This is a genomic window from Pseudonocardia sp. T1-2H (assembly GCF_038039215.1).
Taxonomy (GTDB): domain Bacteria; phylum Actinomycetota; class Actinomycetes; order Mycobacteriales; family Pseudonocardiaceae; genus Pseudonocardia.
Window position 1 is genome coordinate 5,812,380 of record NZ_JBBPCL010000001.1, and the last position, 15,147, is coordinate 5,827,526.

Below are 15,147 nucleotides of genomic sequence, written 5' to 3' on the forward strand. Positions count from 1 at the left end.
TCGGAGGATGCGCCCGGCACCGACACGCCGGGCTCAGCCCGCGAGGACACCGGCTCCCGCCCAGTTCAGCGCCAGGGTCGGGACGATGCCCAGCAGCAGCGTCAGGATCACGCCGAGGGTGATGGCGACCGTGGTGAACGCACCCGGGACGGTGACCGTCGGGCCGTCCGCGGGGGTCTCGCTGAAGTACATCAGCACCACCACACGCAGGTAGAAGAACGCCGTGACGGCGCTCGCGACCAGGGCGATCACCACCAGCGGGGCCATCCCGTCCTGCAGCGCGGCCGAGAACACCGCGAACTTCGCGGTGAACCCGCTCGTGAGCGGGATGCCGGCGAGCGCGAGCAGCAGGAACGTCATCACCCCGGCGAGGATCGGCGAGCGCTTCGCCAGACCCGCCCACTGGGAGAGGTGAGTAGCCTCACCATCCGAATCCCGGACCAGCGAGATCACGCCGAACACCGCGAGCGTCGTCAACCCGTAGGCCAGGAGGTAGAACAGCGTCCCGGAGACGCCCTCGCGGGTGATGGCCATGGCGCCGAGGAGCAGGAAGCCCGCGTGCGCGATCGAGGAGTACGCGACCATCCGCTTCACGTCGGTCTGGGTGAGGCCCAGGATCGCGCCGATGAACATCGACGCGATCGCCACCGCCCACATGATCCCGCGCCACTCCCAGTGGGTGGAGCCGAAGGCGACATGGAGCACCCGCAGGATGGCACCGAAGGCCGCGACCTTGGTGCAGGCCGCCATGAACGCCGTGACCGGCGTCGGGGCGCCCTGGTAGACGTCCGGGGTCCAGGTGTGGAACGGGCCCACGGAGCCCTTGAACATCAGCCCGACGATCAGCAGCGCGAGCCCGCCGAACAGCAGTGCGTCGGACTTCAGGGAGCCCGCCGCGGCGTTGGCGATGTCCGTCAGCCGCACCGAGCCCGCGTAGCCGTAGAGCAGCGCGAGGCCGTAGAGGAAGAACGCCGACGCGAAGGCGCCGAGCAGGAAGTACTTGACCGCCGCCTCCTGGGACAGCAGCCGGCGGCGCCGCGCGAGCCCGCACATCAGGTAGAGCGGCAGCGACAGCACCTCGAGCGCCACGAACATGGTGAGCAGGTCGTTCGCCGCGACGAAGGCCATCATCCCGCCGAGCGCGAACAGCGCGAACGGGAAGACCTCGGTCTGCATGGTCGGGGCGTCGCCCGGGGCGCCGTAGGAGCGGTCGACGTGCTCGGGCTCGATCCCCGGCTCGGAGGTCCCGACGGACCCCACGGTCGCGCCGACGGCCGCCCGTTCCTCGGCGGACGCGATGAACGCGCCGCCGGGCTCCACGGACCGGTCCGCGATCAGGAGGAGGCTGCCCAGCCCGAGGAGCAGCAGCGTGCCCCACAGGAACAGCGTCGGGACGTCGATCGCCAGGGCGTCGGACAGGGTGGTGACGCCGGCGACCGGCGCGTCCCCGGCGTAGATCCCCAGCGAGACGCCCGCGACCGCGATGACCAGCACGGACAGCGCGACCTGGGCGGGCCAGCGCTGGTGCCGCGGGAGGAACGCCTCCAGCAGCACCGAGACGCAGGCGCCGCCGAGCACGACGAGCAGCGGCATGACGGCCGCGTAGTCCACGGCCGGTGCGCTGATCGGCGCCACCGGCGCCTGGGCGAGTATCGAGCTGATCATCGGGCGATCCCTCCCAGGGGCACCGGGTCGGGCAGGCCGACCTCCTGCATCGTCGCGGCCACCGACGGGTTGATCACATCGAGCAGCGGGCCGGGGAAGAACCCGAGCACCACGATCACGACGATCAGCGGGGCGAGCACCCCGATCTCCCGCTTCGTCAGGTCCGGGAACCCGCTGCCGCGCTTCGCGGCGACGTTCGGGTCGATCATCGCGCCCGGACCACCGGCCCCGGCCCGCTCCAGCGCCCCGATCACCGCGTTGCCGCGGACCGGCCCCTGCATCGTCTGCTGGTAGAACCAGAGGATGTAGAGGGCGGCGAAGACGATCCCGACCGTCGCCAGGATCGTGTAGACGGGTTCGCGCGGGTACGAGCCGACGAGCACCAGGAACTCGCTGACGAACGAGTTCGTGCCCGGCAGCGCGAGCGAGGACATCCCCGCGAGCAGCAGGCACCCGGCGAGCACCGGCGCGAGCTTCGAGACACCCCCGTAGTCCGAGATCAGGCGCGAGCCGCCGCGGGCGACCAGCAGGCCCACCATCACGAAGAGCATGCCGGTGGAGAGCCCGTGGTTGACCATGTAGAGCGCCGCGCCGGCGAAGGCCTGGCTGGAGAACGCGAACGTCCCGAGCGCGATGAAGCCGAAGTGCGCGATCGAGGTGTACGCGACGAACCGGCTCATGTCCTTCTGTCCCACGGCCAGCAGCGCGCCGTAGAGGATCCCGATCACGGCCAGGATCAGCACCAGCGGCGCGAGCGTCTTGGACGCCTCGGGGAACAGCGGCAGGCAGTAGCGCAGGAAGCCGTACGTGCCCACCTTGTCCAGCACGCCGACGAGCAGGACCGCGGCCACGATCGGCGCCTCGGCGCTGGCGTCGGGCAGCCAGGTGTGGAACGGCACCAGCGGCGCCTTGATCGCGAACGCGACGAAGAAGCCCAGGAACAGCCAGATCTGGGTCGACGTGGGGGTGTGCGCGGCGATCGCCTGCAGGTCCGTCCAGGTGAACGTGCCCTGGCCCAGCTGCTCGGCGCTCGTCGCGTACAGCCCGATCAGCGACGCGAGCATGATCAGTCCGCCGAGCAGCGAGTAGAGGAAGAACTTCACCGAGGCGTACTGCCGGTTCGGGCCGCCGAAGCGCCCGATCAGGAAGTACATCGGGATGAGCATCGCCTCGAAGAAGACGTAGAACAGGAAGACGTCCGTGGCCGCGAAGACGCCGATCAGCGTCGCCTCGGTGGCCAGCAGCAGCGCGAAGTAGCCGGACGTCGTCCGGCCCTCGGGCAGCTTCTCCGCCCAGGCGAAGAGCATCAGGCCGGGGACCAGGAACGCGGTGAGCGCGATGAGGACCAGCGCGATGCCGTCGATGCCGAAGGCGAAGTGGGTGCCGAACGCCGGGATCCAGGGCGCCGAGAACTCGAGCTGGAACCGGGTGCCCGAGGCCGCGGCCTGCGTGGAGTAGCTGAGGTACACGACGACGACGAGGACGAACTCGAGCAGCGCCGTCCCCATCGCGACGCCCTTGGCAGCTGAGATGTTGCGCCGCAGCGGGTACATCGCCAGGGCGCCCAGGACCGGCAGGGCCAGCAGGACGAGCAGCAGCACGTTGCCGCCGGAGTCGGGTGCGATCGTGTTCACGCGAACCTCACCGCCAACAGGGCCGCCACGACGAACACCGAGCCGCCGAGGATCGAAAGCGCATAACTTCGGACGAATCCCGTCTGGAGCCTTCGTAGCCTCGACGAGCTCCGCCGAGCCCGGCTGCGATGCCGTTGACCAGGCCGTCGACGCCGCGGTTGTCCACGAACACCAGCGCGCGGGTGAGCCAGACGCCCGGCCGGGCGATGAGGGTCTCGTTGACCGCGTTGGCGTAGAGGTCCGCGCGGGCGGCCCGCACGGGGAGCGACACGCGCAGCGGACGCTCGACCGGCGTCGGACGGCGCCCGACGACGAGGTAGGCGACCAGCACGCCCAGCGCCGAGAACAGCAGGACCAGCCACGGGACCAGCGCGTGCGGCAGGACGCCGCCCTCGAGTTCCACGAGCGGGCCCAGGGACGGTTCGAGCCACTGGTTGAGGCCGAGTGCCGAGAGCGTGAACCCGCCGAAGACCGAGCCGACCGCCAGCACCATCATCGGGATCGTCATGGTCGGCGGGGCCTCGTGCGGGTGGTAGCTCTCGCCGTCCGGGGCCTTGAGGTGCTTCCAGCGTTCCTCGCCGAAGAAGGTCATGATCATGAGCCGGGTCATGTAGAACGCCGTGAGCCCGGCGGCCAGCGTCGCCGTGAGCCCGAACACCCAGCCCTGCCAGCCCGGCTGCGCGAACGCGGCCTCGATGATCGCGTCCTTGGAGAAGTAGCCGGACAGGAACGGGAAGCCGATCAGCGCCAGGTAGCCGAGGCCGAAGGTGATGAACGTGATGGGCATGTACCGGGCGAGGCCGCCGTAGCGCCGCATGTTCACGTCGTCGTTCATGGCGTGCATGACCGACCCGGCCCCGAGGAACAGCCCGGCCTTGAAGAAGCCGTGCGTGAGCAGGTGGAAGATGCCCAGCGCGTACCCGGCCGGGCCGAGCCCGACGGCCAGGAACATGTAGCCGATCTGGCTGACGGTGGAGTACGCGAGGACCTTCTTGATGTCGTCGTAGGCGCAGCCGATGATCGCCCCGATCAACAGGGTGATCACACCGATGACCGCGACGACCAGGCGTCCGGTCTCGGTGAGGTCGTAGATCGGGTTCGTGCGGGCGATCAGGTAGACGCCCGCGGTGACCATCGTGGCCGCGTGGATCAGGGCCGAGACCGGGGTCGGGCCCTCCATCGCGTCCGGCAGCCAGGACTGCAGCGGGAACTGGCCGGACTTGCCGCAGGCCCCGAGCAGCAGCAGGAGCGTGATCGCCAGGACGGTGCCGGGCGGGACCTCGCCGATCCGGGCGAAGACCTCGTCGTACCGCAGGGTGCCGAGGTTGAGCCAGATCAGGAAGATCGCGAGGGCCAGCCCGACGTCGCCGACGCGGTTCATCAGGAATGCCTTCTTCGCGGCGGTCGCCGCGGACGGACGGTCCTGGTAGAAGCCGATCAGCAGGTAGGACGCCAGGCCGACGCCCTCCCAGCCGAGGTAGAGCATCACGAAGTTGTTGCCGAGGACGAGCACGAGCATCGCCGCGACGAACAGGTTGAGCTGCGCGAAGAACCGCCGGCGCCCCGGGTCCTCCTTCATGTAGCCCACCGAGTAGAGGTGGATCAGCGAGCCGACCCCGGTGATGAGCAGCACGAACGTCAGCGAGAGGGGTCTCAGCCGGAGCCCGAACGTGACGTCGAGGGACCCGGAGGTGATCCAGTGGTACAGGTCCACCTCACGGGTGCGCTGCTCCGGGGCCAGGCCCAGCGTCTCGAAGAAGATCACCAGGCCGAGCACGAACGACGCGGCGACGGTCGCGACGCCGAGCCAGTGTCCGGTGGCGTTCGCGCGCCGCCCGGCCAGGAAGAGGATCACGGCACCCGCCGCGGGCAGCACGAACAGCAGCCACGCGAGGGAGGCGGCCCCGCCGGCGGGGAGCACCTCGGGGAGTTCGGTCACGGCGTGCACTCCAGGCCTTTCGGGGGTGCACGGGGGCGCAGCCCCCGTGGGTCTAGTACTTCAGAAGGTTCGCGTCGTCCACGGAGGACGAACGACGGGTGCGGAAGATCGACATGATGATGGCGAGCCCCACCACGACCTCGGCCGCGGCGACGACCATGACGAAGAACGCCATGACCTGGCCGTCGAGCGAGCCGTTGATGCGGGCGAAGGTCACCAGCGAGAGGTTCACCGCGTTCAGCATCAGCTCGATGCACATGAACACGACGATCGCGTTGCGGCGCACCAGCACGCCGACCGCGCCGATGGAGAACAGCAGCGCGGAGAGCAGCAGGTAGTACGTCGGGGTCATTCGTCGATCACCTTCGTGGAGGCCCGACCGTCGGTGAGGGCGTGGGCGTCCGGCTCGCGCCGGGGCTTCTCGTCCACCGGCGTCCCCTCGATGATCTCCGAGAGCGACTCGGGGGCGATCGAGCCGTCCGGCAGCAGCGCGGGCACGGCGACCGAGTCCGCCGTGGCGAAGACACCGGGGCCGGGCAGCGGGGAGACCCGGTCCCCACGCAGCCGCTGGATCACGGTGCCGCGTTGGCCCTGCTTCGCGCTCTGCCGGCGCTGGGCGAAGGTCAGCACCATCGCGCCGAGCGCGGCGGTGATGAGCAGCGCGGACGTCAGCTCGAACGAGAACAGGTACTTGGTGAAGACCAGCTGACCGATGCCCGGCAGGTTGCCGTTCGAGCCCGCCACACCGAGGCCCGCGGGCGTGACCTCGCTGAACGCCCGTCCGACGCCCGCGACCAGGAGCAGCGCGAACGCGACCCCGAGCAGCAACGCCGCGACACGCTGACCGCGGAGCACCTCGACCACGGAGTCCGAGCTGTCCCGGCCGACGAGCATCAGCACGAACAGGAACAGCATCATCACGGCGCCGGTGTAGACGATGATCTGCACGAAGCCGAGGAACGGCGCCTGCTGGATCATGTAGAGCACCGCGAGCGAGAGCATCGTCGCGGCCAGGAACAGCGCGGAGTGCACCGCGTTCCGGGCGAAGACCATGGCCAGCGCGGACGCCAGCGCCACCGGGCCGAGGATCCAGAAGACGACCGCCTCGCCGGTGCTGACGAGCCCCCCGCCCTGGTCCGCGGCCTGGGCCAGTACCGAGATCATCGGACCTGCTCCCCCACGGGATCGTTCTCCACGCCCGGCTCGCCCGCGGCGGTGCGCTGCGCCGATGTCCGGGCGAGCGTGGGGCCCTGCACGTAGTAGTCCTGCTCGTCGTTCCCGAGCCGCATCGGGTGCGGCGGCTGCTCCATGCCGGGCAGCAGCGGGGCGAGGAGCTGTTCCTTCGTGTAGATCAGGTCCTGCCGGTTGTCGTCCGCCAGCTCGTAGAAGTTCGTCATCGTGAGCGAGCGGGTGGGGCAGGCCTCGATGCACAGGCCGCAGCCGATGCAGCGCAGGTAGTTGATCTGGTAGATCGCGCCGTAGCGCTCCCCCGGGAGTAGCGCTCCTCCTCGGTGTTGTCCCCGCCCTCGACGTAGATCGCGTCGGCCGGGCAGGCCCAGGCGCACAGCTCGCAGCCGACGCACTTCTCCAGCCCGTCCGGATGCCGGTTGAGCTGGTGGCGGCCGTGGTAGCGGGGTGCGGCGGGCGGGAAGTCCTCGGGGTACTCCTCGGTGACGACCTTCTTGAACATCGTCGAGAAGGTGACGCCGAAGCCCTTGAAGAAATCGAACATCTACTCGGTCTCCTTCCCCGGGTCGCCGGTGAGGGCCCCGGCGGGCTCGCGCCGCTTCTCGCGCGCGACGGCCTTGCGCTTCGCCGTCCGCCTGGGCGTGTCCGGGACGGCCAGGTCCAGCGGCGGCACCGGGTAGTCCGACGCCGGGTCGACGGCCGCCTCGGGACGCCGGCGCTCGGGCACCAGGAACGCGATGGCGAGCACGGCGACCAGCACGATGCCCAACGTGATGAGCAGGACCGCGACGCTGCCGCCGGAGCTGTTCCGGTAGGTGCGGATCGCGAAGATCACCAGAATCCACAACAGGCTGACCGGGACCAGGGCCTTCCAGCCGAGCCGCATGAACTGGTCGTAGCGGAAGCGGGGCAGCGTGCCGCGCAGCCAGATGAAGACGAACAGGAAGATCAGCGTCTTGACCAGGAACGCGACGAACATCAGCCAGCCGTTGTCGTTGAACGACGACAGCGGCCACGGCCAGCGCCCGCCCCCCAGGAACAGCGTGGTGGCCATCGCCGAGACGGTGACCATGTTGACGTACTCGGCGAGGAAGAAGAGCGCGAACTTCAGCGACGAGTACTCGGTGTGGAAGCCGCCGACCAGCTCGGACTCGGCCTCCGGGAGGTCGAACGGGGCCCGGTTCGTCTCGCCGACCATCGCGATCACGAAGACCACGAAGCTCGGGACGAGCAGCCAGAAGTACCAGCCGCCGCCCTGGGCCGCGACGATGTCCGCGGTCGACATGGAGCGGGAGTAGAGGACCACCGCGACGATCGAGAGGCCGAGCGCGATCTCGTAGGAGATGACCTGCGCGGCGCTGCGCAGCGCGCCGAGCAGCGCGTACGGCGAGCCGGAGGCCCAGCCGCCGAGCACGATCCCGTAGACGCCGATCGAGGAGCAGGCCAGCACGACCAGCACGCCGACGGGGAGGTCCACGAGCTGCAGCACGGTGCGCTCACCGAAGATCGAGACCTCGCCGCCGAACGGGATGACGGAGAAGGCCACGAACGCCGGGATCGTCGAGACGACGGGCGCGATGAAGAAGACCTTCTTGTCCGCGTGCGTCGGCATGATGTCCTCTTTGAACGCCAGCTTGAGCCCGTCCGCGAGGGACTGCAGCCAGCCGCCGGGACCGGTCCGGTTCGGGCCCGGACGCTGCTGCATCCGGCCGACGACCTTCCGTTCCCAGTTGATCATGAAGAGGGTCAGCACGACGCCGACGCCGAACAGCACGACGACCTTGAGGACGATCAGCCAGAACGGGTCGTCGGCGAGGAGCTGCTGGGTGCGCGTCATGCCGCACCACCGGCACTGACGCGGACCAGCGAGCCGTGGCCGGCGCCGAGCGTGGCGCGTACCGCCGAGCCCGGTGAGTTGGCCGGGAGCCAGACGACGCCGTCCGGGAGGTCCGTGAACTCGACCGGCAGCGTGATCGCACCCCGGTCCGTCGCGACGCTCGCCTCGAGGCCCTCGACGAGCCCGAGGCGCTCCGCGGTGGCCGCGTTGACCCGGACCCGGGCCGGGCGGGCGGTGCCGGCCAGGGCCGGCTCGTCGATGCTCAGGGAACCGTCGTCGACGAGCTGGCGCCAGGTCGCGAGGACCGCCTGCCCGTACTCGGCGGGGCGCGGCGCGGCGCCGGCCTCGGCGGTCGGCCCGGCGGGCGCGGCGCCGGTGTGGGCACCGAGCCGCTGCAGGTCCCCCATCGCCGCGGCCGGGGTCTGCGTGAACAGGTCCGCGTCCATCTCGACCGCGAGCGTGTCCAGCACCCGGCAGTCCGGCAGGACGCCGCTGGAATCCAGCGTGCTGGGGAACTCCCGCAGCCGGCCCTCCCAGTTCAGGTAGCTGCCGGCGCGCTGGGCGTCCGGGGCCACCGGCAGCACGACGTCCGCCAGCTCGGTGACCGCGGAGTGGTGCATCTCGAGGCTGACCAGGTAGCCGACCTCGCGCAGCGCCCGCCGGGCGAGTCCCGGGTCCGCCAGGTCGTCCGGATCCACCCCGCCGACGACGAGCCCGGAGAGCTCGCCGCGCGCGGCGGCCGCGAGGATCTCGTCCGTGCTGCGGCCGGGGGTGGCGGGCAGCTCGTGCATGCCCCAGGCCTGCGCGACCTCGGCCCGCGCCGCGGCGTCCGAGACGGGACGGCCCCCGGGCAGCAGGGTCGGGACCGCGCCCGCGTCGAGCGCTCCCCGGTCGCCGGCCCGGCGCGGGATCCAGGCGACCTTCGCGCCGGTGCGCGTCGCCAGCGCGGTGACGGCGGAGTAGAGGCCGGGGACCTCGGCGGCCCGGTCGCCGACGAGGACCACCGCACCCGGCCCGCTGAGGGCGTCGATCAGCTCGGAGGCCCGCGCGTCCTTCTCCCCGGCCGCGGAGATCAGCTCGCGGAGCACGGCGGCCTCGGCCCCCGGAACGGCCTTGATAAGCGTCGCCTCGGTCTTGCGGGCGCCCGGCGTCGTCCACTGGCCGAGCTGGAAGACGCGCTGCCCGCGCTTGCGGACGGCCTTGCGGAGGCGGAGGAAGACGATGCCCGCCTCGTCCTCCGGGTCCAGGGCGACGGTCAGCACCGCCGGAGCCGCCTCGACCGCGGTGAAGGTGACCCCGGTGTCAGGTGTGGTCCCGACGGCGTGGGCGGCGAGGAACTCCAGCTCCTCGGCGCTGTGCGGCCGGGCCCGGAAGTCGACGTCGTTGGTGTGGGCCGCGACCCGGGCGAACTTCGCGTAGGAGTAGGCGTCCTCGACGGTCAGCCGGCCGCCGGTCAGCACCCCGATCCCGTTGTGCCCGCGCGCCGCCAGCAGCCCGTGCGCCGCGGCCCGCAGGGCCTCGGTCCAGGACGTCTCGACGAGCTCGCCGTTCTCCTCGCGGATCAACGGCCGGGTGATCCGGCCCTTGGACTGCAGGTAGCGGAACGCGAAGCGGCCCTTGTCGCAGTTCCACTCCTCGTTGACCTCGGGGTCGTTGCCCGCGAGGCGCCGCATGACCGAGCCGCGGCGGGCGTCCGTGCGCTGCGCGCAGCCGGAGCTGCAGTGCTCGCACACCGACGGCGTCGAGACGAGGTCGAACGGCCGGGAGCGGAACCGGTAGGCCGCGCTGGTGAGTGCGCCGACCGGGCAGATCTGGATGGTGTTGCCGGAGAAGTAGGACTGGAAGGGCTTGTCCTCCGCCGTGCCGATCTGCTGGTTCGCGCCGCGCTCCAGCAGGTCGATGAACGGGTCCCCGGCGATCTCCTCGGAGAAGCGGGTGCAGCGCTGGCAGAGCACGCAACGCTCACGGTCGAGCAGCACCTGCGAGCTGATCGGCAGCGGCTTCGGGAACGTCCGCTTGGTCTCCACGAACCGCGAGTCCGTGCGGCCGCTGCTCATCGCCTGGTTCTGCAGGGGGCACTCCCCGCCCTTGTCGCAGATCGGGCAGTCCAGCGGGTGGTTGATGAGCAGCAGCTCCATCACGCCCTGCTGCGCCTTGTCCGCGACGGGCGAGGTGTGCTGGGTCTTGACGACCATCCCGTCGGCCACCGTCATGGTGCAGCTGGCCTGCGGCTTCGGCATCGGCCGGCCGCCCATCTCCACCTCGACGAGGCACTGCCGGCAGGCGCCGGCCGGCTCCAGCAGCGGGTGGTCGCAGAACCGCGGGACGATGATCCCGAGCCGCTCGCAGGTGCGGATCAGGATCTCGCCCTTGGGGGCGTCGACCTCGATCCCGTCGATGGTCAGGCGCACGTACCCGTCGGGTACGGGCTTGGTGTCCTTGTCAGGAGCGATCGTCATGCGGGGGCTCCGGTCAGCTCGGCCAGCTGCTCCGGACGCGCGACCGCAGGCTGCTGCGCGACGAGGTCCAGGAACTCCTGGCGGAAGTACTTGATGCCACTGGTGATCGGGCTCGTCGCACCGTCGCCGAGCGCGCAGAAGGAGCGGCCGAGGATGTTGTCGCAGATGTCGAGCATCGTCTCGACGTCCTCCGCGGTGCCCTCGCCGTGCACCATCCGCTCCAGGATCTGCACCAGCCAGTAGGTGCCCTCCCGGCACGGCGTGCACTTGCCGCAGCTCTCGTGCTTGTAGAACTCGGTCCACTTCATGACCGCCCACGGCACGGAGACGGTCTCGTTGAAGACCTGCACCGCGGTGGTGCCGAGCATCGAACCGGCCGCGGCGGCGCCCTCGAAGTCGAGCGGAACGTCGAGGTGCTCGGCGGTGAAGATCGGGGTGGACGACCCGCCCGGGGTCCAGAACTTGAGCGGGATCCCGTCCTTCATGCCGCCGGCGAGCTCGAGCAGCTGCCGCAGCGTGATCCCGAGCGGGGCCTCGTACTGGCCGGGGCGCTCGACGTGCCCGGACACCGAGTAGATCTTCGGGCCGGGGCTCTTCTCGCTGCCCATGGTGCGGAACCAGCCGCTGCCCCCGGCGACGATCGCCGGGACGCTCGCGATGGTCTCGACGTTGTTGACGACCGTCGGCGACGCGTACAGCCCGGCCGTCGCGGGGAACGGCGGCTTGAGCCGCGGCTGGCCGCGCCGGCCCTCGAGGGAATCCAGCAGCGCCGTCTCCTCGCCGCAGATGTAGGCGCCCGCGCCGGCGTGCACCACGATGTCCAGGTCGAACCCGGAGCCGAGGATGTCCTTGCCCAGGTAGCCCGCGGCGTAGGCCTCCGCGACCGCGGCACGCAGCCGGCGGATCGGGTGCAGGGCCTCCCCGCGCACGTAGATCGCGCAGAACTTCGCGCGGATCGCGTAGCTGGTGATGACGCAGCCCTCGATCAGCGAGTGCGGGTCCGCCATCATCGTCGGGATGTCCTTGCAGGTCCCGGGCTCGCCCTCGTCCGCGTTGACCACGAGGTACTTGGGCTTGGCGCCCGGGCCGGTGGAGCCCTGCGGGATGAAGGACCACTTCATGCCGGTCGGGAAGCCCGCGCCGCCGCGGCCGCGCAGCCCGGAGTCCTTCACCAGCGTGATCAGCTGGTCCGGGTGGGCGGTCAGCGCGGTGCGCAGGGCCCGGTAGCCATCGAGCTGCTCGTAGGACTCGAGGGTCCAGGAGCGCTCGGCCGTCCAGCGCCGGGTGAGGACCGGGGTCAACGGGGCCGGGCCCTCGGGGCCGGGACCGGTGTCCGCGGGGCCGGCGGTGTCCAGGCCGGCCACCTTCTCGGCGGCACCGGCCTTCTCCGGCTTGTCGGGAGTGCTCATCGGCTCCTCACTTCTCCGGGAGGGGCGGGAGGGCGGGGTGCTCGTCGGGCATCGCCGGGGCGATCCAGCCGCGCTCGGCGGCCATCTGCACCCCGCGCAGCGTCTCCGGGGCGGCCGACGGGCCGGCGACCGCGGCCGCGGCGAGCGCCGGGTCGTCCGTGAAGCCGGCGAGCTCCAGCTCGACGGTCCGCAGGTCCGTCAGCGGCGCCCCGCGCGTCGGCGGGGGCTTCTCCCCGCGGCGCAACGCGTCCACCAGCGCCTCGGCCGAGGCCACGCTCTGGTTGTCGTAGTACTCGTAGTTGACCTGCAGCACGGGTGCGAGGTCGCAGGCCGCGAGGCACTCGGCGTGTTCGAGGGTGATCGAGCCGGTCGTGCCGGGCTCCCCCACCGTCTCCTCGTGGCCGATCCCGAGCCGGGCCTTCAGTGCCGCGTAGATGTCGTCCCCGCCGAGCGCCGCGCACAGGGTGTTGGTGCAGACGCTCACCAGGTGCTCGCCGCAGGGCGTGCGCTTGTACATCGTGTAGAACGTCGCCACCGCGCTGACCTCGGCGGTCGTGAGCTCCAGCGCCTCCGCGCAGAACCGGATGCCGTCCTGGCTGACGTGGCCCTCCACCGACTGCACGAGGTGCAGCAGCGGGAGCAGCGCGGAGCGGGCCACCGGGTAGCGGGCGATGATCTCCTCGGCCCGCCGGCGGGTGAGCTCGTCGAACGTCGGGGAAACGGGGCCCTGGTCCGGCCGGGCCGTCCACGTCCGCTCCGCCGGCGCGACGGCCAGGCGGCTGTTGGTCTCCGGGTTCCCCTCGGGCAACGTCATCGGTCGACACCTCCCATGACCGGGTCGATGCTGGCGACGGCGGCGATGACGTCGGCGACCATGCCGCCCTCGCTCATCGCCGGCATGCACTGCAGGTTCACGAAGCTGGGGTCCCGGACGTGCACGCGCACCGGGCGCGTCCCGCCGTCGGACACGAGGTGATAGCCCAGCTCGCCGCGCGGGGACTCGACGGACGAGTACACCTGCCCGGGCGGGACGTGGAAGCCCTCGGTGACCAGCTTGAAGTGGTGGATCAGGGACTCCATGGACTGCCCCATGATCTTGCGGACGTGCTCGAGCGTGTTGCCCATGCCGTCGCTGCCGATGGACAGCTGCGCGGGCCAGGCGATCTTGCGGTCGGAGACCATCACCGGCCCGGGCTCGAGCTTCCGCACGGCCTGCTCGACGATCTTGAGCGACTCGTGGATCTCGGCGACCCGCAGCCGGTAGCGGGCGTAGCAGTCCGCCTCGGTGGCCGTCGGGACCTCGAAGTCGTACTCCTCGTAGCCCGAGTACGGCTCGACCTTGCGTTGGTCCCAGGGCAGGCCTGCGCTGCGCAGGATCGGGCCGGTGGCGCCGAGCGCCAGGCAGCCGTCGACGGGCAGGTACCCGACGCCCTCGAGGCGCTGCCGCCAGATCGGCTGGGCGGTGAGCAGCTTGTCGTAGTCGGGAAGGCGCGATTTCATCACCTTGACGAAATCGGTGACCTTCTCCTTCCAGTCCTCGGGGAGGTCCTGGGCCAGGCCGCCGGGCCGGATGAAGGCGTGGTTCATCCGCAGGCCGGTCAGGTGCTCCAGCAGGTGGAGCACCTCCTCGCGCTCGCGGAAGCCGGCCGTCATGCCGGTGAGCGCGCCGAGCTCCATGCCGCCGGTGGCCAGGCAGACCAGGTGCGAGCCGATCCGGTTGAGCTCCATCAGGAGCACCCGGATGTGCTGCGCCCGACGCGGCACCTCGACACCGAGCAGCTTCTCGACGCCCAGGCAGTACGCGGCCTCGTTGAACAGCGGCGCCAGGTAGTCCATGCGCGTCACGAACGTGACGCCCTGGGTCCAGGTCCGGTACTCGCAGTTCTTCTCGATGCCGGTGTGCAGGTAGCCGATCACGGTGCGGCCCTGGGTGACCGTCTCGCCCTCGAGCTCGAGGACCAGCCGGAGCACCCCGTGCGTCGACGGGTGCTGCGGGCCCATGTTGATGACGATCCGGTCGTCGTGCTCCGAGTCGAGCAACGTGTCCCAGTCGCCACCGGTGACCGTGTAGACGGTGCCCTCGGTGGTCTCGCGCTGCTGCGCCGCGTACGCGTCCCGGGCCGCCTGGGCCTCGCGCGCGTCGAGGTCGTCGGTCGTGCTCATGAGTACGCCCTCCGCTGGTCGGGGGAGGGATCTCCGCGCCCTTGTACTCCACGGGGATCCCGCCGAGCGGGTAGCTCTTGCGCTGGGGGTGGCCCTCCCAGTCGTCCGGCATGAGGATCCGGGTCAGCGCCGGGTGACCGTCGAAGATCACGCCGAACATGTCCCAGGTCTCGCGCTCGTGCCAGTCCGCCGTCGGGTAGACCTCGACGACGCTCGGCACGTGCGGATCGGCGAAGTCCAGGGCGACCTCGAGGCGGATCCGGCGCCGGTACGTCATCGACAGCAGGTGGTAGACGACGTGCATCGGCTTCACCACCGACGCGTCGTCCGGGGCGCTGTAGTCCACTCCCGACACGCTGGAGCAGAGCTCGAAACGCAGGTTCGGGTCGTCCCGGAAGATCCGTGCGAGCTCCAGGACCCGTTCCCGCGCAACGTAGAACGTGATCTCCCCGCGGTCCACGGTGATCTGCTCGATCGCCGCGCGCGGGATGTCGCGCTCGTCGAGGGCCGCGGCCAGGTCGTCCGCGAGGTCGTCGAACCAGCCGCCGTAGGGCCGCTCCGCCGGGGCGGGCGCGTAGCCGGGCAGCCGCAGGCCGCCGAAGCCGGAGGTGTCCCCGCTGCCGCGGACGCCGAACATGCCGGAGCGCTCGCGGGTGGCCGCGGGCCGGGTGCCGCCCTCGGGGGCGAGACCCGCCTCGTCGCTCGCCTGCTCGACCTCGCCGGCCTCGGGTCGCTCGCCGCCGCGGGCGCGCTGCTCGGCCGTCGCCCCGCCGCTGGCCTCCGCGGAGGACTGCTCGCCGCCGGTGCGCTCCTCCCGGTCCTTGGAGGTGCCTGTGGGTTCCGTCATCGCCGC

At 71.1% G+C, this 15,147-nt stretch carries 9 protein-coding genes and 3 pseudogenes; all 12 read right to left on the reverse strand.

The genetic code is table 11. The features are described 5' to 3' along the window. Positions 1-33: 33 nt before the first annotated feature. The 12 genes and pseudogenes from nuoN to WBK50_RS28765 all read right to left on the reverse strand — a co-directional run bounded on the left by nuoN (position 34) and on the right by WBK50_RS28765 (position 15,141). A complete protein-coding gene (nuoN, locus tag WBK50_RS28710) occupies positions 34-1,665 on the reverse strand; it encodes an NADH-quinone oxidoreductase subunit NuoN (protein ID WP_341338561.1) in 1,632 nt (543 codons plus the stop codon). Then, positions 1,662-3,299: an NADH-quinone oxidoreductase subunit M gene (locus WBK50_RS28715; protein ID WP_341338562.1), complete on the reverse strand. Its 1,638-nt coding sequence runs from the start codon at positions 3,297-3,299 to the stop codon at positions 1,662-1,664. The genes nuoN and WBK50_RS28715 overlap by 4 nt, the downstream gene beginning before the upstream one ends. Next, positions 3,296-5,247 (reverse strand): annotated as a pseudogene (nuoL, locus tag WBK50_RS28720) (NADH-quinone oxidoreductase subunit L). Before nuoL ends, WBK50_RS28715 begins: the two are co-directional and overlap by 4 nt. 43 nt (positions 5,248-5,290) lie before the next feature. Next, positions 5,291-5,590 (reverse strand): NADH-quinone oxidoreductase subunit NuoK, encoded by a 300-nt coding sequence (gene nuoK / locus WBK50_RS28725; RefSeq protein WP_297502951.1) that lies wholly within the window; start codon positions 5,588-5,590, stop codon positions 5,291-5,293. Further along, positions 5,587-6,402, reverse strand: a complete 816-nt coding sequence (locus WBK50_RS28730) for an NADH-quinone oxidoreductase subunit J (RefSeq protein WP_341338563.1) — start codon at positions 6,400-6,402, stop codon at positions 5,587-5,589. The genes nuoK and WBK50_RS28730 overlap by 4 nt, the downstream gene beginning before the upstream one ends. Next, positions 6,399-6,970: pseudogene (gene nuoI, locus WBK50_RS28735) on the reverse strand (NADH-quinone oxidoreductase subunit NuoI). The gene WBK50_RS28730 and the pseudogene nuoI overlap by 4 nt, the downstream one beginning before the upstream one ends. Continuing rightward, positions 6,971-8,263: an NADH-quinone oxidoreductase subunit NuoH gene (gene nuoH / locus WBK50_RS28740; RefSeq protein ID WP_341338564.1), complete on the reverse strand. Its 1,293-nt coding sequence runs from the start codon at positions 8,261-8,263 to the stop codon at positions 6,971-6,973. It lies immediately after the preceding pseudogene. Continuing rightward, positions 8,260-10,722, reverse strand: a complete 2,463-nt coding sequence (locus WBK50_RS28745; protein ID WP_341338565.1) for an NADH-quinone oxidoreductase subunit G — start codon at positions 10,720-10,722, stop codon at positions 8,260-8,262. Before WBK50_RS28745 ends, nuoH begins: the two co-directional genes overlap by 4 nt. Then, positions 10,719-12,023 (reverse strand): NADH-quinone oxidoreductase subunit NuoF, encoded by a 1,305-nt coding sequence (gene nuoF / locus WBK50_RS28750; protein ID WP_341339535.1) that lies wholly within the window; start codon positions 12,021-12,023, stop codon positions 10,719-10,721. Before nuoF ends, WBK50_RS28745 begins: the two co-directional genes overlap by 4 nt. A gap of 115 nt (positions 12,024-12,138) precedes the next feature. Beyond that, positions 12,139-12,945: an NADH-quinone oxidoreductase subunit NuoE gene (gene nuoE / locus WBK50_RS28755; RefSeq protein ID WP_341338566.1), complete on the reverse strand. Its 807-nt coding sequence runs from the start codon at positions 12,943-12,945 to the stop codon at positions 12,139-12,141. After that, entirely contained in the window at positions 12,942-14,294 is a 1,353-nt protein-coding gene (locus WBK50_RS28760) for an NADH-quinone oxidoreductase subunit D (protein ID WP_341338567.1), read from the reverse strand. Before WBK50_RS28760 ends, nuoE begins: the two co-directional genes overlap by 4 nt. Further along, positions 14,291-15,141: pseudogene (locus WBK50_RS28765) on the reverse strand (NADH-quinone oxidoreductase subunit C). The gene WBK50_RS28760 and the pseudogene WBK50_RS28765 overlap by 4 nt, the downstream one beginning before the upstream one ends. Positions 15,142-15,147 lie beyond the last annotated feature (6 nt).